The sequence below is a fragment of the Enterobacter cloacae complex sp. ECL411 genome (genome assembly GCF_021869665.1).
GTDB classification, from domain to species: Bacteria; Pseudomonadota; Gammaproteobacteria; order Enterobacterales; family Enterobacteriaceae; genus Enterobacter; species Enterobacter intestinihominis.
In genome coordinates, this window is record NZ_CP091486.1 from 2474000 (window position 1) to 2499872 (window position 25873).

The following is a 25873-nucleotide window of genomic DNA, read 5'->3' on the forward strand; positions in this document are numbered from 1 at the left end:
TGGCTGTCAACAAATATTGACAGCCCGCACGATTAGTAAACGAAACCTCACTGAGCAGGTTTTTTATTGAGCGTCTCTTTAAGCTGACCAATCAATTCGCGACGGAAATCCCCCAGCCGCGGCTTATCGCCATCGATCCAGGGGAGTGGACGACAAACCTCCATCGCTTTTATTCCTAAGCGTGCCGTCAGCAGACCGGCACCAATCCCCTGCGCCGCCCGGGCAGAGAGACGCGCCGCAAGATCCTGCGACATCCAGTCCATCCCGACCTCCCGCACCAGTTCGCTTGCCCCGGCGAAGGCGATATTCAGCAACACCAGTTTGAACAGGCGCAGTCGGCTGTAATAGCCAAGCTCAATGCCATACAGTCTGGCGATGCGGTTGATCAGGCGCAGGTTGCGCCAGGCGATAAAGGCCATGTCCACCATCGCCAGCGGACTGACGGCAATCATCAGGGTGGATTCCGCCGCCGAGCGGCTGATCTCACGACGAGCCTGCGCATCCAGTACCGGCTGAACAATGTGCGCATAGAGCGTGACCACTTCCTGGTCATTCTGGGTTTCGTGGATCGCCGCATACCAGCGCTGAAGCGCCGGGTGAGAGTGATCTATCCCGGCCTGAGCCGCAAGTTTTTCACAAAAAGCACGCCCTTTTCCGGTGCCGTGACTGTGCAGCAGATCCCGCGCTTCATCGCGTTCGTGCGCACGCTGACGCAGACGCCAGAGGCGACGCCACTCGGTCACGACCGAGCCGACGCCCGCACCAACGATCAACGCCCCGGCGGCGCATCCCCCCAGCGCTACCCAGTCCTGGGTTTGCCAGGCATTGACGCCCCACTGCACGCCCTGACCAATTACGCTCACACCAAAAAGGGCTAACCCGGCGGTCACCATCTTACGCCACAGGCTGCGTTTCGGGCGCAGTGCCGCATCAACGACCGCTTCCGCCTGCCCCTCTTCAACCAACGGCTCCTCTGCCAGCACGGGAGCAAAGTTGTCGGCCTGCGGACCGCTGAAGGTTTGCGCTGTTTTAAACGCCTCATGCGGGGACTGCTCAAGCTGGCCGGTAAAATCAATGCGGGGCTTTAACGGTTCCGTCATCGTAATTTATCTCCAATTAAAAACTCCAGCGCGGCATCCAGACGGATATGCGGCAATGGCTGGTCAACGTTCATGCTCTGCGGACGGAAGTCTTCGAACTGAAAACCCTGGCTTTGCCAGAAAGCCTGGCCCGGCAGACGTGGGGGAACTTCGCCCGGATAGACCGTGAGCGGCTCACCGTCGCTGAGTCGGTTGCCCCGCAGGGCCGGAATTTTCTCGCCATTCACGTCAATCAACCCACTCTGCGTAGCCTGTACGGACGCCAGACCCAGACAATCCATACTAATCCCTTCGAACGCCGCGTTCTGCCAGGCATCCTGCACCAGCTGTTGCAGCAGGGATACCATGTTGGCGTGCTGATCGACCGTCACATGATCAGCTTTTGTGGCGGCAAACAGCAGCTTGTCGATGACCGGCGAGAATAAACGGCGAAACAGCGTACGCTGGCCATAATGAAAACTTTGCATCAGCTGCGTCAGCGCCAGCCGCATATCATTGAACGCCTGCGGCCCGCTGTTGAGGGGTTGCAGGCAGTCCACCAGCACGATCTGGCGGTCAAAGCGTAAAAAATGATTTTTATAAAAACTCTTAACCACCTTCTCACAGTAATAATTGTATCGCTCGCGGAGCATACCGGCATTGGTGGTCTTGTCTGCCTGTGCCAGCTTCGATTCGCCGATGCGGTCAACGTCCGGCCACGGGAAAAACTGTAGCGCGGGAGCACCGGCTAGATCTCCCGGCAGAACAAAACGGCCCGGCTGAATAAAATGCAGCCCCTCCTGCTTGCACTGATGCAGGTAATCCGTCCAGGCCTGAGCTATGACGGCCAGACGGTTTTCATCCGCCGGTGCCAGCGGATCCAGCCCTTCGCAAAGCTGGCGCCATTTGGTCGACCACTCTGCCCGCTGCCCCTGCAACAGACCGGTCATCTGCCGGGACCAGCTCAGGTAATCCTGCGCCAGCATCGGTAAATCGAGCAGCCATTCTCCCGGATAATCCACAATTTCGAGATACAGCGTGGACGTTTCTTTAAAGTGACGCATCAGGGATTCATTCGAGCGAAAACGAAGCGCAAGGCGAATTTCGCTCACGCCACGCGTCGGGGTGGGCCAGGCGGGAGGCTCCCCGTATAACTGTGCCAGACCTTCATCATAGGTGAAACGGGGGATGCCAAAATCACGTTGCGGTACGCGTTTTACGCCTAACAATCGCTCCTCGCGCACCGCGCTAAGCAGTGGCAGGCGCGCCCCAGCATGCAGGTTCAACAGCTGATTGACCATCGCCGTAATGAATGCCGTCTTACCGCTGCGGCTCAGCCCGGTTACGGCAAGACGCAGATGGCGATCAAGGCCACGGTTCACCAGAGAATTGAATTCGTTTTTAAGTCGCTTCATCGCCGTCCTTCATTGTCTGGAACCCTGAACAAAGTCACTTCAGAATACAGTAAATTGGGGCAGATCGTTGATTATCAATTCTTAATTATTGCTATTGCCGTTTTCTCTCCAGTAAGATGGACGCAATTGCTGTCCGTCTGGAGTGAGTAAGGTGTATGTCACCCACCATCTATGATATTGCCCGCGTTGCTGGCGTTTCGAAATCAACCGTGTCACGCGTTCTGAATAAACAAACGAATATTTCTCCTGAAGCGCGTGAAAAGGTGTTGAAGGCGATAGATGAGTTAAATTACCAACCTAATAAACTTGCCCGCGCACTCACCTCTTCTGGCTTCGACGCCATTATGGTTATTTCGACCCGCTCAACCAAGACCACTGCAGGAAATCCCTTTTTCTCAGATGTACTGCATGCCATTACGGCAAAAGCAGAAGAAGAAGGTTTTGATGTTATTTTACAAACGTCCAAAAGCAGTGAAGATGATCTGCAAAAATGCGTGGGTAAAATAAAGCAGAAGATGATCAAAGGCATCATCATGCTAAGCTCGCCGGCGAACGAGTCGTTTTTCTCGACGCTGGATGAATACGGTGTGCCCGTGGTCGTCATTGGTAAAGTGGAAGGAAATTACCAGAATATCTATTCTGTCGACACGGATAATTTCCGCGACAGCGCCATATTAACAGACTCGTTTATCACGCATGGCCGCACCAAAATTGCCTGTCTGCATGCCCCGCTCGATTATCACGTCTCTATCGATCGCCTGGCGGGTTATAAATTCAGCCTTGAGAAACACGGTATCGAAATTAACCCGACCTGGGTTATCGATGGCGGCTATACCCATGAAAGCGCGCTTCGGGCGGCCTGCCAGCTACTCTCCTCAGACAACCCGCCCGATGCGGTTTTTGCGACTGACAGCATGAAATTGCTGAGTCTTTATCGTGCCGCGGATGCGCTAAATCTGGCGATCCCGGAACAGGTCGCAATGGCAGGATACAGCGACCCGATGCTATCTCTCATTTTAACCCCTGCACCAGGCGGCTTTGATATCCCCACGAAAAAGCTGGGCGAAGAGAGCTGCGATTTGTTGTTCAGGTGCATTGCGGATAAACCTGCGCCGCATAAGGTATTGGTTGAAACACATTTTTCAGATGCAGCTTCGTTACGCTAAAAACCAGGGGCAAACGCCCCTGGTATAACGTCATCAGAACGCGTAATTGACGCCGACACCCGCATAGTGGAAGCGGTCGCTCTCGCCTTCGTCATGATTTTCCCATTCGTAGGCATACTCGAGCGTCATGGAAAGGCCATTCGCAAAGTCATAAGCATAGAGCAGACCCAGTCGGTTGAAGTCATGCCCTTCACGAGTTGGATCGTCCTGCCAGTCCCAGTTTGACCAGCGATCGAGCCCCAGACGGGTGTAAGGTGTAAGCGTTGTCTGGCCTAATGAAACAGGCAGATAGGCACGAATCTCCTGGGTGGAGAATTCACCGTTATTACGTGAACTGTCCATATTGAAGCCACGCTCTAAATAGTAGTTAACTTTTGCAGAGACGGTTTCGTTTATTGTCCAGGTAAATCCGGTTTCCGTTTCGACGCGGCTGTCAGAATAACCGGTTTTTCCCAGGTCATTCGCAAACTGGTACATGGCAAACCAACCGCCAAAACGCCAGTCATCTGTTAATTTCACATCCCAGTCAGGCTGAATTTTATAGCGCTGCATATTAGCACTATCGTCTTTCGCACCGTGCTCATCTTTAAAATGATATCCATAATTACGGAAACCGCCCGTAAGACCCAGCGTAAAATCCTCTGTGCCAATGAAGCGATACCGTAATTCAAATTCAGGACGATCGAAATAGGTGCCGCGCGTCATGCTGCTGTAATCAACCGGGCCTTCCTGATACATCGCCAGTGAAATTGTCCACGCATCATACGTGGCGTTAAACCACACGGAAGGTTCATATAATCCATCTTTATCGTCGCCCTGACCTTCGACGTTTTCAATTTCATACATGGCACCAATATTAAATTCCCACTGTTTGGTTGACTCTGTTGCTTGCGCGCAGCTTACCCCTGCGCACAGAACGAGCGCAGCACTTCTTAGTAGAGTACTCATTAAAATATTCCTTTATAATTAACATACAAAAAAACCGGAAACTTTCATTTCCGGCGAATACCTTTCTTATCTAATAGCTGCTTCAGTATCAGCATCGAAGAAATGGCACTTACTCATATCGAACTGGATGCCGATATTATCTCCTGCAACGTAATCATCCGCCGCTCCCGCACGGACAACCAGTTCATGCCCGCCCACGTTGGCATAAAGCATAAATTCTGCCCCAGTCAGCTCAGCGACGCTGATCTTCGCCGCGATGTTTTCACCGCTGCGCTGTAGCGTGAGAATGTCTTCCGGACGGATCCCAAAGACGACCGCTTTGCGCTGGTAACCTTGCGCATTCAGTACGGCCAGCTTCTCCTCCGGGATCTCCAGACGCAGCGTTTCCGTCACGAAGTATCGGTCGTCGATCGCGCCACGAATGAAGTTCATCGCAGGTGAACCAATAAAGCCTGCAACGAACATATTCGCCGGCTCGTTGTAAACCTGCTTCGGCGCGCCCACCTGCTGAATGATGCCGTCTTTTAAAATCACAATACGGGTCGCCATCGTCATGGCTTCCGTCTGATCGTGCGTCACGTAAATCATGGTGGTGTTGAGCTTCTGGTGCAGCTTGCTGATTTCAGCGCGCATCTGTACACGAAGCTTGGCATCGAGGTTTGACAGCGGTTCATCCATCAGGAAGACCCCTGCTTCACGCACTATCGCCCTGCCTAACGCCACGCGCTGACGCTGACCACCTGACAATGCGCCAGGTTTACGCTGGAGATAGTCGCGTAAACCCAGGATCTGGGCCGCCCAGCTAACACGTTCTTCGATGATGGAAGGTGCTATTTTTTGCATCTTCAGGCCAAACGCCATGTTGTCGTAGACCGTCATATGCGGATAGAGCGCATAGTTCTGGAAGACCATTGCGATATCACGGGACTTGGCGGGAACATCATTCATACAAACCCCGTCAATAATCAGTTCACCTGCGCTGATCTCCTCAAGGCCGGCAATCATTCGCAGCGTCGTGGATTTCCCACAGCCCGATGGACCGACGAAGACGATAAATTCTTTATCTTCAATCTCGAGATTGAAATCCTTAACCACGTGGACCTGGTTATCATAGATTTTCTGAATGTGTTTCAGAGACAGTTGAGCCATTATTAATTCCTTATCAATACGCCCGGGATGCCCAGAACGCCGTCAGGCGTTCCCAGGTCAGTTCCTGCGTTGAATGAAGTTGTAATCCCGCATGGTTCAGGCCAGGCCCAATCCCGACCGACAGCATTCCTGCGGCGTTGATCGCATCTACCCCTGCGGCGGCATCTTCGATACCAATGGCCTCTTCAGGACGCACGTTCAGTCCTTTACAGGCTGCAAAGAAGATCTCCGGGTCCGGCTTTGAGCGGCAAATGCGCGAAGCATCGGCGCAAAAATCGAAAGCCTGATGAATACCCAACGCGTGCAAAATCCCAGGGGCATTAAGCGATACGGATGCCAGCCCAATTTTGACCTTCGCGGCGCGAATATCCGCCAGCACGTCGCGAATACCCGGGAGCAGCGAATCCTGCGTCAGTGATGCCAGCGACTGGACGTAAAGCGCGTTTTTTTTCGTCGCCAGCGCCAGGCGCTGCTCGTCACTGAACATCCCCTCTTTCCCGCCATGTTTCAGAATGCGCTGGAGGGAGTCCATTCGGCTTATTCCCTTCAGCTGTTCGTTAAATACTTCATCGAAGGTAATACCAATCTCCTCCGCCACGGCGCGCCAGGCCAGAAAGTGAAGATGCGCGGTATCGGTGATCACCCCGTCCAGATCGAATACAACAGCGTTAAGCGTCATGGCGCCCCTCCGTGGTAGCGGTCCCATTAACAGGTGCAAGAAAGTCCTTATGCGCGCAGACTTTTCGCCCTGATACGTGCAGCGTTTTACCCCACAGCGTCAACGTGACAGGTGCGGTAGTCTCAATGGTTAACTGGTCATTTTCACAGGTAATGTGCATTGTTGCGTCCCGCCACCGCAGCGGGAAGGCGAGTTTGTGCCAGTGAACAGGCAGTTTCGGTGCAAGATGCAGCTCCCCTTCGCTAATGTGCAGGCCAGCAAACCCCTGAATAGCGCCCAACCAGATCGCACCGGTGGCGGCGGCATGAATACCGTCATCACTGCTGTGTGGGTCGTCCCCCAGGTCGATGGCGATACCGTCACGCCAGAAGGCATACGCCCCCTCGGTGTCACCGCAGCGTGCGAGCACAATGCCGTGAATGGCTTTACTCAGGGATGAATCATGAATCGTGCGTGGCTCGTAGAACGCCAGATTGGCGGCACATTGCTGCGGCGTAAACCGTTCCGGCAGCAGGTAGTTAAGCATCACCACATCGGCCTGCTTCAGGATCTGCATCTCGTTCACTTCCGCGCGAGAGTAATCAAGCAGAATGGTTTGCTTACCCGCTTTGGCTTTATAGCGGCTCAGATCGATGGCAGGTTTTGCCATGAAGGTATCATCCTGCGGGATCACACCGTCTGCGTCGGCCTCTGGCAGCCACAGGCGCGCCAGGAACTTCCCGGCATTCTCCGTAAAACGCGCATCTTCACGGCCAAACATCGCCATAAACTGACGCGCGCAGGCAACGTTGTGCCAGGCCAGATAGTTGGTGTAGGCGTTGTTGTTGACATGCTCGGTGTATTCATCCGGTCCGATCACGTCATGGATCTCAAGACGACCATTGATTTCCGTCGCGCGTCCCATCCAGAACGAAGCGGTTTCCATCAGTAGCGTCAGCCCCTCATTTCGCATAAAGGCATCGTCGTGTGTTGCCTGCCAGTAAGCGACCACGGCCCAGGCGATATCAGCCACGATGTGATGTTCAGCGAGTGCGGAAGCCACCTTCTGGCGAACCCCGGTGCGGATGTTAATGGCCGCGAATTCTGGCGTCTCTTCCTGTCCGCTGGCCGCACTTTCCCACGGGAACAATGCACCCGGCCAACCGTTACGGCGCGCTTTTTCCCGTGCGCCTGCCAGATTAAGCCAACGATAGCGTAGCAGGCTGCGGGCAATCTGCGGGCGGGTAAACAGATGGAACGGCAGCAGGAAAATTTCGGTATCCCAGAAGACGTGCCCCTTGTACCCCTCACCCGTCAGCCCTTTCGCCGCAATACTGCTTCGCTCATCATGAGCAGGCGTCATTGTCGTCAGATGCCAGACGGCGTAATCCAGCGCCTGCTGATCCTGTTGCTCTGTGGAAGTCACTTCCACACGTGCGTCGCGCCAGACATCTTTCCAGGCATACGCTGAGCTTTCAAGCAACGCCTCATAACCTCTTGCCGCACAGACTTTAAGATCGGCCAGCGCGTTGCGCGCGAATGACTCCTGCGACAGCGCTTTCTCGCTACGATGAGCCACCCAGACGATCTTCTCAAGCGTGACAGTGTCACCCCGAACAATCGTCAGCGAATGATGCACGCTGAGACGGCGGTTTTTGGCGGTGAAACAGCTGTCGCTTTTCGTCGAGAGCTGGCAATACGCCGAAACCACAACCTCAGATGCACGGTCCTGCGTTTCATACACGCCCTGCATGTAGTGCTGGTCAAAGATCCTGACCGAGATTTCATCCAGATGCTGTCTGCCGCTGTTCGTTTGTGTCGCATCTATGCCGGTTTTCAGCACGGCCTGAGCGTCGCCATCAAGCGGTGTGATCGAGAACTGCATTGCCACTAAGGGCAACTGGTCCAGCGAAACAAAACGACGGCTCTCCAGCCGATAACGTTTCCCGTCGGGTGCACGCCAGACAACGTTGCGATGCAGTTCGCCGTTAGCAAAGGCCAGCTCGCGCTGCCATTCAAGAATTTCGCCTGACAGGAGCGTGAAATTGACGCCATCAAGCTCAACATCAATACCGGTGATATCCGGCAGATTGACCAGCTCAGTAGTCTCGTTGCGACCCGCGCAATGATAAAGCCCCGCGAGATACATGCCTCTGGTCTGCTGGGTGTAATCTTCTTCATGCGTAGCGCGAATGCCCATGTAGCCATTCCCGCATGTCATGACAGAGGCATATTTGTTCAGGCTGTGAGGACAAAAGCCCGGATCGTTTAATACAGACACGTTCAGCATAATGTCACGCTTTCCCCTGTTTCTGCTGATTCATAAAGCGCGGCAACAAGCTGTTGTATAACCAGACCCTGTTCTGCGTCAGCGATCATAACGTGCTCTCCGAGCACATGACGCACGAAGGCATCCATACTGCGCAGATGGCGCTGATCGTCCGCCTCTTCACGATGGATAAGGGTTTCTAAAACACCGGCTTCGTCGTTATAGATATGCGCCGGGAACAGCGTTGCGCCTGCCTTATCACCGCAGAAAGAGACGTTCATGATGGACTGCTCGCGGATGTTAAGCGCAAAGGAGGTGTCCAGACGCAGAACGCCGCCGTTGCAGAATTCAATCGTGCCAAACAGGGCATCTTCCACGGTAAACTGCGTAGGATCCCATTCGCCAAACTGACCGGTGTGTTTCCGGTTCCCCAGTCTCTGGAAGCTGTGTGCGGTTACCCGCTTCACAGCCGGGAAGCCCAACACGTACATCGCAGCATCCAGCATATGAATGCCGATATCGATAAGCGGCCCGCCACCCTGGAGCGATTTATTGGTGAAAACGCCCCACCCCGGCACACCGCAGCGACGCAGCGCCTGCGCGGAAGTGAAGTAAATTTCACCGAGTGTGCCGTTCATTACCGCATCGCGCAGGAGCTGGGTGTCCAGGGCAAAGCGATGATGAAAATCATACGCAAGGACTTTTCCTGCCTTGCGCGCCGCGATGCGCATCTGGTCGGCCTGTTCCGGCGTCATTGCCGGCGGCTTTTCACACATCACATGGCAACCCGCTTCGAGAGCCGCCATCACATGTTCAAAATGGAACCGGTTAGGCGAACAGACGCTCACCACATCCGGTTTTACTTTCTGCAACATCTCGTGAGCGTCCTGCCATGCCGATGGAATGGCATAACGTTCCGCGAACGCCTGTGCCTGCTCAAGGCGGCTGTCCATGACAGCCACCATTTGAACATCACTGCGCGTGGCGTAATACGAGGCATGCACTTTGTCTGCAACCTGCCCGGCGCCAATGATGGCGACGCGCAGAGGCAAAGGTGTAGAAGCACTCATCACGCTCGTCATCCTTAGCATTCACGCAGGTAATTGAGTGAGTCCTGATAGGCTTGAGCCGGATCGTCGGCACGAACCCGGCACTCGTACACCACATAACCCTGATAGTTATCAGCACGCAGCTGACCGAACAGGCTGGCGAAATCGAGGCTGCCGCTGCCCGGCTGATAGCGGTGGTTATCAGCAATGTGCACATGACCCAGCAGGTCGCGGTTGTGATGCAGCGCTTCCGTCAGTGAGTCTTCTTCAATGTTCATGTGGTAGAAATCACCGATGATCTGCACGTGCTTCAGGCCGTTCTCTTCGATATAACGACGCGCGTCGGCCAGGGTGTTGATCATATGATCCTGATAGCGGTTCAGCGGCTCCAGGTAGACGGTAGTACCGGTGCGCGCTGCTACCTCATCCAGCCAGCGCAGGGAAGCGCTGACCGCTTTGCGATCGCCATCCAGGCTACGTGGCGAAGTCATTGGCGGCAGACGGAAGGTAAACATCCCCCAGGCAGCCGGGACGATAATCCCTTTGCCGCCCACTTCTGCCAGCGCTTCCAGAATGCGTTCAATCTGCTGGAGACCGTTCAGGCGGCGTTCTTCGATGAAATCCCCGATCCAGCCATCGTATCCGCCACACGCCGTCGTAACCGGCAGACCGGTGGCTTTGATAGCGGCTTTCACTTCGTCGAGATGTTCAACCAGCAGCCGGCCATCTATTTCGTAGCCATCAAATCCCATCGCTTTGATGTATTTGAATTTTTCCATGATAGTGGTCGGGAAAAAGGCCTGGTTTTGTGTTGCGATTTTCATGATTTGCTGTCCTTAGCTTAAAAAGTAACGCCCATTTTGATACTGAGTTCCGGGTGCTGATCGACATACTTCATGTAGCTTTCCGGGCTGGTGGTGAAGGTGACGACCGGGTCGATCAGATCTTCACAATTGAGATAACCGTTCATCAGCAATTCCCAGCAGGTCTCTTCAATACGCTTGCGACTCCAGCGTGGATAATCCGGGTTGGGTTCACTGCATGCGCGGGAGAAGACAATCTTCGCGTTGTTGAAGTGTGCTTCGCGGCCCAGGTTGAAGCCTGCCGCAAAAGGTTTGGCGAAAGCCACGTAAGAGATCGTGCCGCCGTAGGCGAGTCCGCGCAGCGCAGATTGCAGCGCATCTGCAAAGCCGCTGGTTTCGATGATCACATCCGCGCCCTGCTTGCCGGTCAGTTTCTTAATTTCAAGACCGACATCGGTACCGATTGGGTTCAGGCAGTGGTCCGCACCGTGACGGCGGGCGATCTCACAGCGATGTTCAATAGGATCGACACCAATAACCACTGACGCGCCAGCTTTTTTCGCCAGCTGAATCGCAATCTGGCCAATAGCGCCCAGCCCGACAACTACAACGAAATCCCCTACGCGGACGTTAGCATCACGCACGCCGCTCATGGCGAACTGAGCCGGATCGTAACAAACGGCGTTTTTCCAGGATGCGCCCTGCGGCATTTTGCGCAGCTTATAGTTGTTCACCGCGTTGACGATGACCGTTTCCTGCAATGGACCGTAGCAGCAAACGCTGTCGCCGATCTGGTATTCCGTTACGTCCGCACCACATTCGATGATGTCGCCGACGATCATGTTTCCCAGCTGGAATTTACCAAATTCGATGCCGCGTGCTGCCCCCTCTTCACGTGGGGTAAACATCTGCCACTCGGCGTTAAACTCTTCATCAATGAACGGGCTTGCCGCGCGGAAATCCACAACTTCGGTGCCGTGTTTCGGGGCGCCATAACGGGCACGAATCTTCACTTCATGTGCTGCAACAGGACGATCTTCGTATTCCACCAGCGCCGCTACACGAGGCGCTGTCGCAACTAATTTTTTCATGACTCACTCCTTGTTAAAATCGGCCGCCTCAGCCCTTTACGCCGCCGGCGGTCAAACCACTTTTAATAAAACGTTCAGACAGGGCATACATAATGACAACGGGCAGTGCGGTCACCAGCGATGCCGCCATCATGCGACCCCAGATGTAATCTGGCGTACTGAAGAGCGTGTTCAGCCCCACCGGCAACGTGAAGTTGCTGGCGCTGGACAGGAAAATGGAGGCGAACAGGTAGTCATTCCACGCCACCATGAAGCAGTAAACGAAGACTGACACCAGACCCGAGATCGCCAGCGGCACGGTGATGCGGAAGATGATTTGCAGGCGGTTCAGGCCGTCCATCATCGCGGCTTCTTCGATTTCGTCCGGGATAGTGTCGAAATAGCTGCGCAGCATAAAGACCGCAGTCGGCAACGTCTGCGTCACCATGGTGATGATCAGCGCCAGCTCGGTGTCATAAATGCCGAGCGCGGTGATGATTTTGAACAGCGGCACTACCAGCAGGATCCCGGAGAACATATAGACGGTGTAGAAGCTCGCATTGATCGTCGTGCGCCCTTTAAAGCGCAGTTTGGATAACGCATAAGCGCCCAGCGTACCGAGAAACACCGCAATGACAGAGGAGGTCAGTGACACCACCATGCTGTTACGGAAATAATCCACAAACGGGAAAATCAGCGGGTTAAAGATGTCGATGTAGTGCTGTAACGTCCACTCCTGCGGCAGGATAGTCGGGTGCAGTGAGATCGCCTCTTTCGCGCTTTTGAACGATGTCATCAGCATCACAAAAAACGGAAACAGCGTGATAATCAGGAATACCGCCAGTCCCAGATAAAAACCGATACGGCCCAGAACGCGTTTATTTGTTGCCATTGAGGTTTACCCTTTTTCTGGTCAGCAGAATGACAGCGAAGATGATCACAAACAGCACAACGGAAATGGCGGCTGCTTTACCCAGGTCATTGAACGCAAAGGCGGTTTTGTAGAGATATACGCCCAGAATGTCGACCTTGGTGGTGAGCAGATAAACATCCGCAAACATGTAGAACATCCAAATGGTGCGCAGCGTGACCACCGTGGCCAGCACCGGCATGATGGCGGGCAACGTCACGATACGAAAACGCTGCCAGGCATTCGCCCCGTCCATCTCTGCCGCTTCGTACAAGGATTTATCAATGGTCTGTAGAATCGCGAGGAACGAGATAAAGGCATACGGGAAGTAACGCCAGATGGCGAACAGCACGACCAGGACAAAACTGCTGCCAGGGTTATCGAACCACAGCGGCGCCTGATCGTAGAGATGCAGCAGATCAACGCCAAGATAGTTCACAATTCCGTAGCCGTTGTTGAACATGTATTTCCAGGCAAATACCAGTGAAATAGACGGCGTCACATAGGACAGTATCACCAGTGAACGTGCCGTTTTCCGCATGCGGAATTCACGGTTAAAGAAGATCGCTACGGCCAGCCCCAGTCCGGTGCTGCCGATCACCACCAGCGCCGTATACCAGAACGTCATCCACAGGGAGTGCCAGAACGCAGCATCGCCCAGGATGCGAATGTAGTTATCCAGACCGACGAACACCGCATCAATACGCGGATTCAGCGGTAAACGTAAAAAACTGATTTCAATGTTAGAAATCATTGGCCAGGCCACCAGGCCCCCCAGCAAAATCAGGCTGGGGGCCAACAGCAGCATGGCGAAAGGCATATCTGAACGACCAGAAAACAACGTCTTCATAATTCCCTTCGCAAAGCGCTCCTATCGTTGTGATATCAGGTCAGTCAGTTTCTTCTGGCTGTTGCTTAACGTCGCATTGAGATCTTTTTGTCCCACCGTCACGTTATGCACCATGGAACTGATAATGCCGGACCCGGTAACATCTCCCATGCGGGTAAAGTTCTTGTCGCCCACGGCACCAAACACCTGGACGTTCGGGAACTGCGCAATCAGCTCGTAAGGCAGTTGACCAAAGGCCTTGATAACGTCGTTGTTTTTCCAGGAATCAGTGCCCACCACGAGTTTATTGACCGGTAGCGCGGCGCCCGGAGACATCATGACCCAATCAGAGGCGTTCTGAGCCTGCTCCATCCAGGTGACAAATTTCTCGGCGGCCTGCGTTTCCTCTTCGGTCTGGCCGGTAGTGATCGTCAAAGAAGTGATCATGCCGTACACGGCTGATGATTTTTCCGTCGGGACAACGAACCCCAGGTTGGCCGGATTGCCATCTTTGAAGACCGCGGGCAGGATATAGGTAGAGTAAACGGCCATAGGCGCAGAACCGTTCATGAAGGCGTCTTTGATCTCCATGACATCATTCGAGCCCGGCATGGTGTTCGCGGCCAGTGCCCTATAAAACTCCAGCGCTTTCGACATCTCAGGGGTATCGATTTTCACGCTGCCGTTTGCATCAAAGACGTTGGCCCCTCCTGACAAAGCAAATTGCGAGAAAGCCTGCTCCGTCATGACGCTTTCTGCGGTTGGAAGCGCGATACCGTAATGTTTTTTAGCCGGATCGTTGAGCGCCTGACTGGCTTTCAGCAGTTGTTCCCAGTTGTGCGGTTCCTCGATCCCCGCTGCCGCGAGCGCATCTTTGTGATACCAGACGCCGGACAGCCAGGCGCTAACCGGCACCCCCGTCCATGCGCTGCCATCTTCCGTGCGAACAACGCGTAAAATACCGTCGTAAAATGTCTCCTCGCCCACCGCCTTGACGGCGCGGCCGATGGCGTCACGATCCAGCAATTGCTCTTTATCCATGACTTTGGCGTAGTCATGACTGATCTCTATCACCTCCGGTAGCGCACCGGTACGTGCCAGAGTAATAACCTTGGTGTTATAGGCATCTTCCTCAACGGGTACCTGTTTCACCGTTATAGTCGGGTTCTCTTTTTCGAATTTTTCAATCAATTTCGTGATAACGGCCTGACGCTCCTGTTCTACCGACGAGTGCATAAACTCAATGGTGACCTGAGATGCTTTATCGTCCTTACAGCCTGATAACAGGGCGCACGAAACCAGTGCTGATAACAGCACAATTTTTGGCATTTTCATTTTAGGGTCCTTTTTAGTTTTCTTTAATCCACATTACCTGCCATGGATTGAGGATCAGCTCCGTACCGCTAATATCCTGTCCTGATAATAACTCCTTACCAGAAAGCGTTTGTTCATAAACGGTCTGCATTTTATTGCTAAAATTAAATAATGCTGTAATTCGCTCGCCATTTTCAGCAACACGAATAATTTTAAGAATTTGTTTACCCACTGCGTCGAAAGCAGCCTGACTATCCGGATGGAACGCCCTCTCGCCGCGACGAATAGCGATAAGCTCACTCAAATGAGAATAAATTTGATAGCGAATACTCTTCTTATTATTCAGTTCGCTATCAAGCTGCCCCGCCGTGTATTTTTTCCGGTTAATCGCGCGGTTATATCCGAGGCGTTCGACGCCTTCATAATCGTTCCGCGAACCAAGAATGCTCTGAATATAAACAGCCGGGACGCCTGGGAAACTTAACAACACAGCATGCGCGAGGAGGAACCGTGCAATACGTTCCTCATCTGAACTGTCTTGTAAACTTAACGCATCAAGATAGGTGACATTAATTTCATAAGGGCTTCGCGTTCCGTCAGGATTATTTTTCCAGTTGACCAGCGCGCCTTCCTGCTGAAGATTTTCGACCAACGAGAGGATCTCTGATTCCGGAAGAATGCCGCGCAGCGGATTCAAACCGATACCATCATGCGAGGCCAGGAAATTAAACCATGTAGTGTGTGAAGAAGGCAGTGCCAGCGACCCCGCCCATTGGCAAAGTGCTTTCACATCCTGACGATGAACGGCATGCAGCACCAGCGGAGGTAAGGAAAACTGATAGACCATCTGGGCTTCGTTTTCACCATCACCGAAGTAAGAGATGTTGTCTTTGTGCGGAACATTTGTCTCAGTAATGATCACCGTTCCAGGTGCCACGGCGTCCGTAATGGCGCGGAACAGCTGGATAAGGCAATGGGTTTGTTCCAGATGGATGCAGGTTGTTCCCGGGATTTTCCACATAAACCCGACCGCATCCAGACGAATATAACGCGCCCCTTCCATGAGGTAATGGAGCAGAACGTCAACCATTGCAATCAGCACCTGCGGCGAGGCGAAATTGAGATCGATCTGGTCATCGCTGAATGTAGTCCATAAATGACGAACGCTGCCATCATTAAGCGTAAACGGCGTCAACAGCGGTAAAGCGCGTGGGCGCGTCACCGCGGATAAATCGGTTTCCGGGTCGACAGAAATAAAGAAATCTTCATAACCAGGCTTCTGCGCCAGATAATTAGCAAACCATTCGCTTTTCGCTGACATATGATTGCAAACGAAATCAAACATTAAGCTGGCTGACTGTTTTAATTCCGCGACATCGCGCCAGTTTCCCGTTTCAGGTGCAACGGTATGATAATCAATAACGGAAAAACCATCATCTGATGACCAAGGATAGAAAGGTAAAAGATGGACATGAGAAAAAGTACGAGAAAGCCACTCATTATAGAACCGGGTAAATACCGGCAATGCTTTCTCCCCTTTCGCGGAGATCTGATCGGCATAGGTAATCAGAACAACATCTTTTTCATCCCAGCCTGACTTACGCTTCTCCGTAATATTAACCGCCGCCTGTTGAAGCTTAGTTAATAACACGTCAAGGTGTGCATCTGAAAATGATTCACCGTAAATATGATTGATAAGGTATTTAATTTTTGCGTTCACATTATTTTCCATGGTAGCGGTCCCACGGAGTGGCAATCTACTCCCATGAAAAATATCTGTCAACGGACCTGGGGGCTGAAAAAGGCATTCTCAAAGCAGCGCAACGCAGTAATGTGAGCTGCCGCAAAGAAAGAGAAAAAGCAGAGGGGGAATTCATGCCCTCTCTCAGCGCGAGAAAGGGCTTATATGAGCGGGATTAGCGTGAAAAGTAGCGACGTGAAACGCGTTTTGCCAGTTTTTGTAACAGCGGCTCCAGGGCGACCGCCAGCAACATTCTGACCGGCTTACGGGCAACAGACTTGATCGCCCAGCCCGCCACACCAGCCGGACCATAACGTAACGCCGTCATCAGAACCAGTTTACCTGCGATTTTCAGGCCGGGTTTTACCTTCTGACCGGCCTGTTGCCAGTTTTGTTTCATGTAAGTTCTCTCTTAAAGCTGACGGAAACGACTTCTCAGCGTAAAGGTATCGGAGGTGACATAACGTTCCATCTCGCGCAATCGCTTCTCCCCTGCGCTCAGCTGTTCATCCACCGCGTTAAGAAGATCGCTGCTGGTTGGCGTGTTTTCCGCATCCAGCTCACCTTCCGGCATCGGATCAAGTACAAACGACAGAATGATGTAAGCCACCAGTGTAATAAAGGCCAGGCCAAAGAAAATCGACAATACGGTGACCACACGTACCAGTTTTACCGGGACATCCAGATAGTGTGCCAGCCCGGCGCAAACGCCCCGAACCATGCCCTGCTGCGGGATGCGCCACAGTTTTTTATTCAGATTTAGTCCAGCCATTAACGCTCCCTCCAGTTCGGGTGTTCCGCATCCAGGATGGCTTCCAGCGCCTGAATACGTTCGCGCATTTTGTTTGCCTCAGAAGAGAGCTGCGCCAGCCGCTGTTGCTCGCTTTGCGACAGCTCCCCGCGAGAAGAGCGGTTGCTGTAGTGCAGCCATAACCAGATGGGCAGAACAAACAGCACGAAAATTGTCAGGGGTATTGCCAGAAAAAGCGCGCTCATGTGTACTCCTTGTCTTGCGATGCGGCACGCTCAGGTGCCGCAGGATTTATTATTGGTTGTCTTGTTTCATTTTGGCTTTCAGCGCCGCCAGCTGCTCGCTAATTTCATCATCGGCTTTCAGGTCAGCAAACTGCTGATCCAGGGTTTTCTGCTTACCGATGCTGTGGCTTTCGGCTTCCGCTTCCATGTGGTCGATACGACGTTCGAACGATTCGAAACGCGCCATCGCTTCATCCAGTTTGCCGCTGTCCAGCTGGCGACGCACGTCGCGGGACGAACTTGCAGCCTGGTGGCGCAGCGCCAGCGCCTGTTGACGTGCACGGGTTTCGCTGAGTTTGTTTTCAAGCTCACCAATCTCTTTCTTCATACGCGTCAGAGTATCATCCACCAGCGTCACTTCATGTTCCAGCGTGGCCACCATATCGGTCAGCTTCTGCTTCTCAATCAGCGCAGCGCGGGCCAGATCTTCTTTATCTTTGCGCAGCGCCAGTTCAGCTTTTTCCTGCCACTCGTTAAGCTGGGCAGTCGCCTGCTCGATACGACGCGTTAACTGCTTCTTCTCTGCCAGCGCGCGGGCGGAGGTGGAGCGTACTTCAACCAGCGTGTCTTCCATCTCCTGAATCATCAGGCGCACCAGCTTCTGCGGATCTTCTGCTTTCTCCAGCAGCGAGTTGATGTTGGCGTTCACGATGTCGGCAAAACGAGAAAAAATACCCATAATTCAATCCTCATAGTTCTGTTATCGGGCGATGCCCTGCTGAGTAGTTAATACAAATCCCATGCCAACTTTTTATCTTATTGATTTTACTGGGTGTGATTGATATTTATCCATCCAGCGGCTATTCTCACCTGGTGAATATCACTAAGGAGTGGTTAATTTCATCATGGCTGAATATAAAGACAATTTGCTTGGCGAGGCAAACAGCTTCCTGGAAGTGCTTGAGCAGGTATCGCGCCTGGCGCCGCTGAATAAACCGGTGCTCATTATCGGTGAGCGCGGAACGGGTAAAGAACTTATCGCTAACCGTCTGCACTTTCTGTCTGGCCGCTGGGACGGGCCTTTTATTTCGCTTAACTGCGCGGCGCTGAATGAAAATCTGCTCGACACGGAGCTTTTCGGTCATGAAGCCGGCGCGTTTACTGGCGCACAAAAACGGCACCCCGGTCGTTTTGAACGTGCCGACGGCGGAACGCTCTTTCTCGACGAGCTGGCGACCGCGCCAATGCTGGTGCAGGAAAAGCTGCTGCGCGTCATTGAGTATGGCGAACTGGAACGCGTTGGCGGAAGTCAGCCGCTTCAGGTTAACGTTCGCCTGGTGTGCGCCACTAACGCCGATCTGCCCGCGATGGTGGCAGAAGATAAATTCCGCGCCGACCTGCTGGACCGGCTGGCTTTCGATGTCGTCCAGTTGCCGCCGCTGCGTGAGCGACGCAGCGATATCATGCTGCTGGCCGATCAATTTGCCATTCAGATGTGCCGGGAACTGGGACTGCCGCTCTTTCCGGGCTTCAGCGAACAGGCCACCGAGACCCTGCTCGGTTACCACTGGCCGGGGAATATCCGTGAACTGAAAAACGTGGTGGAACGGTCTGTTTACCGTCATGGCAGCAGCGAGACCGAACTGGACAACATTATTCTCGATCCGTTTCGGCGCGAGGTTAAACAGCCCCTTGCTCCGGCGGCGCGCCAGCATGATCCGGCGTTGCCGCTCGATTTACGCCAGTTCCAGCATCAGCAGGAGCAGCAACTGCTGGAACGGAGCCTGAAAGAGGCGAAATATAACCAGAAACGGGCAGCTGAACTGCTGGGTCTGACCTACCATCAGTTAAGGGCATTGCTCAAAAAACATCAAATGCGCTGACATTATCAGCACTTACCCCCAGACATTTTTACGAAGCAGGCGTAAGTGCGATACACTTTGCAGATCGAATCTAAAAACCTTAAAAACTATGCGCCTGGTTTTATCATCCCTGTTTGCACTCGGTCTGTTCAGCAATTTGGCCTTTGCTGCGCCCGATCGTACTGCGCCTCCTGATATTCGTGATAGTGGTTTCGTCTATTGCGTCAGCGGGCAAGTTGATACCTTTAACCCGCAAAAGGCGGGGAGCGGCGTGATTGTTGATACGCTGGCCGCACAGATTTACGATCGCCTGCTCGACGTCGATCCTTATACCTATCGGCTGGTTCCGGAGCTTGCTGAAAGTTGGGAAGTGCTTGATAACGGCGCCACGTACCGCTTCCGTCTACGCGATGATGTGGCTTTTCAGCACACCCCGTGGTTTACCCCAACCCGCAAGCTCAACGCGGATGACGTGGTTTTCACCTTCCAGCGCATCTTTAACCGCAACCATCCGTGGCATAACGTCAACGGCGGAAACTTCCCCTACTTCGACAGTCTGCAATTCGCGGACACGGTCAAAAGCGTTCGTAAGCTGGATAACCGCACGGTTGAGTTTCGCCTGACGCGCCCGGACGCCTCATTCCTCTGGCACCTGGCGACGCACTACGCGTCCGTCATGTCAGCCGAATACGCGGATCAGCTGACGAAAAAGGATCGTCAGGAACGTCTCGATCGTGAGCCTGTGGGCACAGGACCCTTCCAGTTAGCTGAGTACCGCGCCGGACAATACATTCGCCTGCAACGACACGATCATTTCTGGCGCGGCAAACCGCTGATGCCGCAGGTTATTGTCGATCTGGGTTCAGGTGGAACAGGCCGCCTCTCCAAACTGCTGACCGGTGAGTGCGACGTCCTTGCGTGGCCTGCGGCCAGCCAGTTGACTATTTTGCGCGACGACCCCCGCCTGCGCCTGACCCTACGCCCGGGAATGAACATCGCCTATCTGGCGTTTAACACCGATAAGCCACCGCTGAATAATCCGGCCGTGCGCCATGCGCTGGCGTTAGCGATCAACAATCAGCGTCTGATGCAGTCGATTTATTACGGCACCGCGGAAACCGCCGCCTCTATTCTGCCCCGCGCCTCCTGGGCCTATGACGGCGAGGCGAAGATCACGGAATATAATCCGGCGAAAGCGCGCGAACAGCTTAAAGCACTGGGGGCAGAAAACCTGACGCTTCAGCTGTGGGTACCCACCAGCTCTCAGGCGTGGAACCCTAGCCCGCTGAAAACCGCCGAACTGTTGCAGGCAGATATGGCCCAGGTGGGCGTGAAGGTGATCATCGTTCCTGTCGAAGGCCGTTTCCAGGAGGCGCGTCTGATGGACATGAATCACGACTTAACGCTGGCTGGCTGGTCTACCGACAGTAACGACCCGGACAGCTTCTTCCGTCCGCTGCTGAGCTGTGCGGCGATCAACTCCCAGACCAACTACGCGCACTGGTGTAACCGGGAATTTGATGCTGTGCTGCAAAAAGCCCTCTCATCTCAACAGCTTGCTTCACGCATTGAGGCCTACGATGAAGCGCAAAATATTCTGGCCAGAGAGCTTCCCGTGTTGCCGCTTGCCTCTTCCCTGCGCCTTCAGGCCTACCGTTACGATATAAAAGGGCTGGTACTCAGCCCGTTTGGTAACGCCTCCTTCGCGGGCGTGACTCGTGAGAAAGAACAAGAGGTGAAAAAACCATGATTATATTTACCTTGCGGCGGCTGCTGTTACTGCTGGTCACCCTGTTCTTCCTGACCTTTGTCGGCTTTAGCCTTAGCTACTTTACACCGCACGCCCCGCTTCAGGGCTCATCCCTCTGGGACGCCTGGCTGTTCTGGTTTAACGGCCTGTTGCACTGGGATTTTGGCGTGTCCAGCATCAACGGACAGCTCATCTCTGAGCAGCTGAAGATGGTTTTCCCGGCCACCATGGAGCTGTGTATACTCGCCTTTGGCTTTGCCCTCATGGCGGGGATCCCGGTGGGGATGCTGGCGGGAATTTATCGCAATAAATGGCAGGATAAATTCATCAGCGCGCTTGCCTTAATTGGCTTTTCCATCCCTGTTTTCTGGCTGGCGCTGCTGCTTACCCTCTTCTTCTCACTGACGTTAGGCTGGCTTCCGGTGTCTGGCCGTTTCGACCTGCTGTATAACGTGCAAACGGTGAGCGGCTTCGCCATCGTTGACGCCTGGCTTTCCGATTCAGTCTGGCGCGACGAAATGATCGTGAGCGCCCTGCGCCATATGGTGCTGCCAGTGCTCACGCTGGCCGTCGCACCGACGACCGAAGTGATCCGCCTGATGCGCATCAGCACTATCGAAGTCTTCGATCAAAACTATGTGAAAGCCGCCGCCACACGCGGACTGTCTCGCCTGACGATTCTACGTCGCCATGTGCTGCACAATGCGTTGCCGCCGGTAATCCCACGGCTTGGGCTGCAATTCTCAACCATGCTGACGCTGGCGATGATCACCGAGATGGTTTTCAGCTGGCCGGGCCTTGGGCGCTGGATGATCAACGCCATTCGCCAGCAGGATTACGCGGCGATCTCCGCCGGCGTGATGGTGATTGGCTCGCTGGTCATTATTGTTAACGTTATTTCCGATATTTTGGGTGCCATGGCCAACCCGTTGAAGCATAAGGAATGGTATGCCTTACGATAACGTCTACAGCGAAAAGCGCACGCCTGGTGCGCTACGCACCGTGTGGCGTAATTTCTACGGCGACACCACGGCGATGATCGGCTTTTACGGCTGCATTGGCCTCGTGTTGCTGTGTGTTTTGGGTTCGTGGTTTGCGCCGTATGGCATCGATCAGCAGTTCCTTGGTTATCAGCTTTTACCGCCATCGTGGTCGCGTTACGGGGAGGTTTCGTTCTTCCTGGGGACTGATGATCTCGGACGCGACGTGCTAAGTCGTTTACTGAGCGGCGCCGCACCTACGGTAGGCGGCGCGTTCGTGGTCACCCTTGCCGCCGCGATATGCGGCCTTGCGCTGGGCATTTTTGCCGGCTCAACCCACGGGCTGCGGTCTGCCGTGCTTAATCATATTCTTGATACCTTGCTCTCGATTCCTTCGCTGTTGCTGGCGATTATCGTCGTGGCCTTCGCGGGGCCGCACCTCACACATGCGATGTTTGCCGTCTGGCTGGCCATTCTGCCCCGCATGGTGCGATCGGTTTACAGCCTGGTTCACGACGAACTGGAGAAAGAATATGTCGTCGCCGCCCGTCTGGACGGTGCCACCACGTTTAATATTTTGTGGTTTGCCGTGCTGCCTAACATTGCCGCCGGGCTGGTGACGGAGATCACCCGCGCCCTGTCGATGGCGATTCTGGATATCGCAGCGCTGGGCTTCCTGGACCTGGGCGCGCAGCTCCCCTCCCCGGAATGGGGCGCAATGCTCGGCGATGCGCTGGAGCTGATTTACGTTGCGCCGTGGACGGTCATGCTGCCGGGCGCGGCCATCATGGTGAGCGTTCTGCTCGTTAACCTGCTTGGCGACGGGATCCGCCGGGCAATCAATGCGGGGGTGCAATAATGCCGTTACTTGATATCCGCAACCTCACGATCGAAATTAAAACGGGCGAAGGCTGGGTTAAAGCGGTGGATCGCATCAGTATTACGCTCGCAGAGGGCGAAATACGCGGGCTGGTGGGCGAATCGGGTTCCGGTAAGAGTCTAATCGCCAAAGCCATTTGCGGCGTGGCGAAGGACAACTGGCGGGTGACCGCCGACCGTATGCGTTTCGACGACATCGATCTGTTGCGTCTCTCCCCGCGCGAACGCCGTAAACTGGTGGGCCATAACGTCTCGATGATTTTTCAGGAGCCGCAATCCTGTCTCGATCCGTCCGAGCGCGTCGGGAAACAGCTAATGCAGAATATCCCCGGCTGGACCTATAAAGGCCGCTGGTGGCAGCGTTTCGGCTGGCGTAAACGCCGTGCCATTGAGCTATTGCATCGTGTGGGGATCAAAGACCATAAAGACGCGATGCGCAGTTTCCCCTACGAACTGACCGACGGTGAATGCCAGAAAGTGATGATTGCTATCGCCCTGGCCAATCAGCCGCGTCTGCTGATTGCGGACGAACCGACGAACGCGATGGAGCCAACGACTCAGGCGCAGATTTTCCGCCTGCTCACGCGTCTGAACCAGAATAACAACACCACCATTTTGCTGATCAGCCATGACCTGCAAATGTTGAGCAAGTGGGCGGATAAAATTGACGTGATGTATTGCGGACAAACGGTAGAAACCGCGCCAAGTGAAGACCTGGTGACGACGCCGCATCATCCCTACACGCAGGCGCTGATCAGGGCGATCCCTGATTTTGGCAGCGCAATGCCACACAAGAGCCGTCTGAATACTCTGCCTGGCGCGATACCGCTGCTGGAATCGCTACCCATTGGCTGCCGTCTGGGTCCGCGTTGCCCGTATGCTCAGCGTAAATGCATTGAAACACCGCGCCTGACAGGGCCGAAAAATCATCTGTTTGCCTGTCATTTCCCGCTGAACATGGAGAGAGAGTGAAATGGTCGAAACCTTACTGGAAGTGCGTAACCTGAGTAAGACCTTTCGCTATCGCACCGGCCTGTTTCACCGTCAGACCGTCGAGGCGGTTAAACCGCTGAGTTTTACGCTGCGCGAAAAGCAGACGCTGGCGATTATCGGTGAAAACGGCTCGGGCAAATCGACCCTGGCAAAAATGCTCGCGGGTATGGTTGAGCCAAGCGGCGGTGAAATACTGATTGACGATCATCCTCTGGAATTTGGTGACTACTCTTTCCGCAGCCAGCGCATTCGGATGATTTTTCAGGATCCGTCAACGTCCCTCAACCCGCGCCAGCGTATTTCGCAGATCCTGGATTTCCCGCTGCGGTTGAATACCGACCTGGAGCCGGAAGCGCGTCGCAAACGTATTGTCGAAACCCTGCGTCTGGTAGGTCTCCTGCCCGACCATGTCAGCTATTACCCCCACATGCTGGCCCCGGGCCAAAAACAGCGTCTCGGACTGGCCCGCGCGCTGATCCTGCGCCCGAAGGTCATTATCGCCGACGAAGCGCTGGCGTCGCTGGACATGTCGATGCGTTCGCAACTCATCAACCTGATGCTGGAGCTACAGGAAAAGCAGGGGATATCGTATATCTACGTGACTCAGCACCTGGGCATGATGAAGCACATCAGCGATCAGGTGCTGGTGATGCACCAGGGTGAAGTCGTTGAGCGCGGCAGTACCGCTGACGTGCTGGCCTCCCCGCTCCACGACCTGACAAAACGCCTGATTGCCGGACACTTTGGTGAAGCATTGACGGCCGATGCGTGGCGGAAAGATCGTTAGCCGTTGCGTAACCCGCTTGCCAGCAGAGTAAACACCTCGATGGCATGCGGCAGCGTCTTCTGCGGCTCGTCACTCGCGGCAATCATCAAGGCAGCATTCAGCGCAACGCCGTTCAACAGATGGGCTGCGACTTTCGCATCCATTTTTTTAAGCACGTTGCGTTCGATTAATTTTTCGATGGTCTGGCGGGTCGACTCAAGACAGCTGTTCTGGCTGGGCCATTGCGCCGGATCGCCCAGAACGGCCGGACCGTCAAGAAGCACGATACGCTGAACTTCCGGAACGAGCGCCATGTTGATGTAGGCGATGCCTTCCGCCAGCAGTCTCTCCCAATCATCGTCTGTGGCCGCGGCAACGGCTTTCGCGTTGCCCGCCATTTCGCTGTCTATCTGCGCGACCACCGCCGCCAGTAACCCTTTCTTATCTCTGAAATTATGATACAGCGCACCGCGCGTTAACCCCACGCTTGCCGTCAGTTCATCCATCGACGCTGCAGCAAAGCCTTTCTCAGCAAACGCCTTTCGCGCCGCATGAATCAATTTTTCGCGATTTTCCTGAGCTGTTTCAGCACGACGTTTTGTAGCCATAGAACTTCCTATAAAAGCGATATTTTTAATTTGACATACGCGGCGTATGTGAATTACATTTTTTTCACATACATTGCGTATGTTACTTCTCTTAAGTAACCACAACAACGCCTCTGACAGAAAAGGAAATGCCATGCATCCACGTAATCCTGTCTTCCCTGCCAATCGACATGCCCTTTATGATGAGCATGGCTATTCGGCTGCCATTCGCTCTGGCGATCTGTTATTTGTTTCCGGTCAGGTCGGCAGCCGCAGCGATGGCACGCCTGAGCCTGATTTCGCCGCTCAGGTGCAGTTGGCATTCGATAATTTACACGCGACTTTGGCCGCCGCAGGATGCACTTTTGACGATCTGATTGATGTCACGACGTTTCATACCGATCCAGAAAACCAGTTCCCCGTCATCATGGAGGTGAAAAAACTGGCGTTTCCGCAGCCACCTTACCCAAACTGGACGGCTATCGGCGTTAACTGGCTGGCCGGATTTGATTTTGAAATTAAGGTTATTGCCCGAATCCCCTCGCCAGCGAATTAATATCCGGCCGTCTTAGCGTGAAGCTTCTGGCCAACCTCTGGTTGGATGAGGCGAACCCAGCCCCCGGTGATATACTGCTGGAATACACACGAAATAGCCTGATAAAGAGTCAGTTCAACGTCTTT

Annotated in this window: 26 protein-coding genes; 8 read left to right on the forward strand and 18 right to left on the reverse strand. The window is 54.0% G+C overall.

Going from position 1 to position 25873, the window contains the following annotated elements; genetic code table 11:
* Positions 1-47: 47 nt before the first annotated feature.
* Entirely contained in the window at positions 48-1100 is a 1053-nt protein-coding gene (locus tag L3069_RS11765; RefSeq protein ID WP_023306373.1) for a YcjF family protein, read from the reverse strand.
* Positions 1097-2494, reverse strand: coding sequence for a YcjX family protein (locus tag L3069_RS11770; RefSeq protein ID WP_038416148.1), 1398 nt, complete (start codon positions 2492-2494; stop codon positions 1097-1099). Before L3069_RS11770 ends, L3069_RS11765 begins: the two co-directional genes overlap by 4 nt.
* A 155-nt stretch (positions 2495-2649) precedes the next feature.
* Here L3069_RS11770 and L3069_RS11775 point away from each other — a divergent pair, with 155 nt between their 5' ends.
* Positions 2650-3660 (forward strand): LacI family DNA-binding transcriptional regulator, encoded by a 1011-nt coding sequence (locus L3069_RS11775; protein WP_058646460.1) that lies wholly within the window; start codon positions 2650-2652, stop codon positions 3658-3660.
* Between the two features lie 33 nt (positions 3661-3693).
* On the opposite strand, the gene L3069_RS11780 is transcribed toward L3069_RS11775, so the two are convergent.
* The 15 genes from L3069_RS11780 to pspA all read right to left on the reverse strand — a co-directional run bounded on the left by L3069_RS11780 (position 3694) and on the right by pspA (position 18114).
* Positions 3694-4608, reverse strand: coding sequence for an OmpG family monomeric porin (locus L3069_RS11780; RefSeq protein ID WP_038416150.1), 915 nt, complete (start codon positions 4606-4608; stop codon positions 3694-3696).
* 66 nt (positions 4609-4674) lie between these two features.
* Positions 4675-5757, reverse strand: a complete 1083-nt coding sequence (locus tag L3069_RS11785) for an ABC transporter ATP-binding protein (RefSeq protein WP_022648294.1) — start codon at positions 5755-5757, stop codon at positions 4675-4677.
* 13 nt (positions 5758-5770) lie between these two features.
* On the reverse strand, positions 5771-6436 hold the full coding sequence (pgmB, locus tag L3069_RS11790; protein ID WP_038416151.1) for a beta-phosphoglucomutase: 666 nt from the start codon (positions 6434-6436) through the stop codon (positions 5771-5773).
* On the reverse strand, positions 6426-8705 hold the full coding sequence (locus tag L3069_RS11795; protein ID WP_038416152.1) for a glycoside hydrolase family 65 protein: 2280 nt from the start codon (positions 8703-8705) through the stop codon (positions 6426-6428). The genes pgmB and L3069_RS11795 overlap by 11 nt, the downstream gene beginning before the upstream one ends.
* Positions 8699-9757, reverse strand: coding sequence for a Gfo/Idh/MocA family protein (locus tag L3069_RS11800; protein ID WP_088581801.1), 1059 nt, complete (start codon positions 9755-9757; stop codon positions 8699-8701). Before L3069_RS11800 ends, L3069_RS11795 begins: the two co-directional genes overlap by 7 nt.
* Before the next feature lie 11 nt (positions 9758-9768).
* Entirely contained in the window at positions 9769-10557 is a 789-nt protein-coding gene (locus L3069_RS11805) for a sugar phosphate isomerase/epimerase (protein ID WP_023300245.1), read from the reverse strand.
* Positions 10558-10574: 17 nt separating this feature from the next.
* On the reverse strand, positions 10575-11627 hold the full coding sequence (locus tag L3069_RS11810) for a zinc-binding alcohol dehydrogenase (RefSeq protein WP_015570403.1): 1053 nt from the start codon (positions 11625-11627) through the stop codon (positions 10575-10577).
* A 28-nt stretch (positions 11628-11655) separates the two neighbouring features.
* Positions 11656-12498, reverse strand: coding sequence for a carbohydrate ABC transporter permease (locus L3069_RS11815; RefSeq protein ID WP_003856865.1), 843 nt, complete (start codon positions 12496-12498; stop codon positions 11656-11658).
* Positions 12485-13366 (reverse strand): carbohydrate ABC transporter permease, encoded by an 882-nt coding sequence (locus tag L3069_RS11820; protein WP_022648300.1) that lies wholly within the window; start codon positions 13364-13366, stop codon positions 12485-12487. Before L3069_RS11820 ends, L3069_RS11815 begins: the two co-directional genes overlap by 14 nt.
* A gap of 21 nt (positions 13367-13387) precedes the next feature.
* Positions 13388-14680 (reverse strand): ABC transporter substrate-binding protein, encoded by a 1293-nt coding sequence (locus tag L3069_RS11825; protein WP_023300247.1) that lies wholly within the window; start codon positions 14678-14680, stop codon positions 13388-13390.
* A 13-nt stretch (positions 14681-14693) separates the two neighbouring features.
* Positions 14694-16391, reverse strand: coding sequence for a sugar phosphorylase (locus tag L3069_RS11830; RefSeq protein WP_038416153.1), 1698 nt, complete (start codon positions 16389-16391; stop codon positions 14694-14696).
* 184 nt (positions 16392-16575) lie between these two features.
* The gene (gene pspD / locus L3069_RS11835) at positions 16576-16800 is read right to left on the reverse strand and encodes a phage shock protein PspD (protein ID WP_006810818.1); all 225 of its coding nucleotides are present in this window, start codon (positions 16798-16800) and stop codon (positions 16576-16578) included.
* Between the two features lie 12 nt (positions 16801-16812).
* Complete coding sequence (pspC, locus tag L3069_RS11840) at positions 16813-17172, reverse strand: envelope stress response membrane protein PspC (protein ID WP_006810819.1); 360 nt, start codon at positions 17170-17172, stop codon at positions 16813-16815.
* Complete coding sequence (pspB, locus tag L3069_RS11845) at positions 17172-17396, reverse strand: envelope stress response membrane protein PspB (protein WP_022648304.1); 225 nt, start codon at positions 17394-17396, stop codon at positions 17172-17174. Before pspB ends, pspC begins: the two co-directional genes overlap by 1 nt.
* Before the next feature lie 49 nt (positions 17397-17445).
* Positions 17446-18114, reverse strand: a complete 669-nt coding sequence (pspA, locus tag L3069_RS11850) for a phage shock protein PspA (RefSeq protein WP_022651342.1) — start codon at positions 18112-18114, stop codon at positions 17446-17448.
* A 151-nt stretch (positions 18115-18265) separates the two neighbouring features.
* On the opposite strand from pspA, the gene pspF reads away from it, so the two are divergent.
* From pspF to sapF, 6 genes are all read left to right on the forward strand, one after another.
* Positions 18266-19258 carry a phage shock protein operon transcriptional activator gene (gene pspF, locus L3069_RS11855; protein WP_162882544.1) on the forward strand — a complete coding sequence of 331 codons (993 nt, stop codon included), beginning with the start codon at positions 18266-18268 and terminating at the stop codon, positions 19256-19258.
* An 88-nt stretch (positions 19259-19346) separates the two neighbouring features.
* On the forward strand, positions 19347-20987 hold the full coding sequence (gene sapA / locus L3069_RS11860; protein WP_022648307.1) for an ABC transporter substrate-binding protein SapA: 1641 nt from the start codon (positions 19347-19349) through the stop codon (positions 20985-20987).
* A complete protein-coding gene (gene sapB, locus L3069_RS11865) occupies positions 20984-21949 on the forward strand; it encodes a putrescine export ABC transporter permease SapB (protein WP_038416154.1) in 966 nt (321 codons plus the stop codon). Before sapA ends, sapB begins: the two co-directional genes overlap by 4 nt.
* Complete coding sequence (gene sapC, locus L3069_RS11870) at positions 21936-22826, forward strand: putrescine export ABC transporter permease SapC (RefSeq protein ID WP_003856843.1); 891 nt, start codon at positions 21936-21938, stop codon at positions 22824-22826. The genes sapB and sapC overlap by 14 nt, the downstream gene beginning before the upstream one ends.
* Complete coding sequence (sapD, locus tag L3069_RS11875) at positions 22826-23818, forward strand: putrescine export ABC transporter ATP-binding protein SapD (protein ID WP_003856840.1); 993 nt, start codon at positions 22826-22828, stop codon at positions 23816-23818. The genes sapC and sapD overlap by 1 nt, the downstream gene beginning before the upstream one ends.
* Before the next feature lies 1 nt (position 23819).
* Positions 23820-24626 (forward strand): putrescine export ABC transporter ATP-binding protein SapF, encoded by an 807-nt coding sequence (gene sapF / locus L3069_RS11880; protein WP_003856838.1) that lies wholly within the window; start codon positions 23820-23822, stop codon positions 24624-24626.
* Here sapF and L3069_RS11885 read toward each other — a convergent pair.
* Entirely contained in the window at positions 24623-25213 is a 591-nt protein-coding gene (locus tag L3069_RS11885) for a TetR/AcrR family transcriptional regulator (RefSeq protein WP_022648309.1), read from the reverse strand. The two genes, sapF and L3069_RS11885, sit on opposite strands and share 4 nt — an antisense overlap.
* 133 nt (positions 25214-25346) lie before the next feature.
* Between L3069_RS11885 and L3069_RS11890 the strand changes: the two genes are divergently transcribed.
* A complete protein-coding gene (locus tag L3069_RS11890; protein ID WP_038416155.1) occupies positions 25347-25748 on the forward strand; it encodes a RidA family protein in 402 nt (133 codons plus the stop codon).
* Positions 25749-25873: the final 125 nt, after the last annotated feature.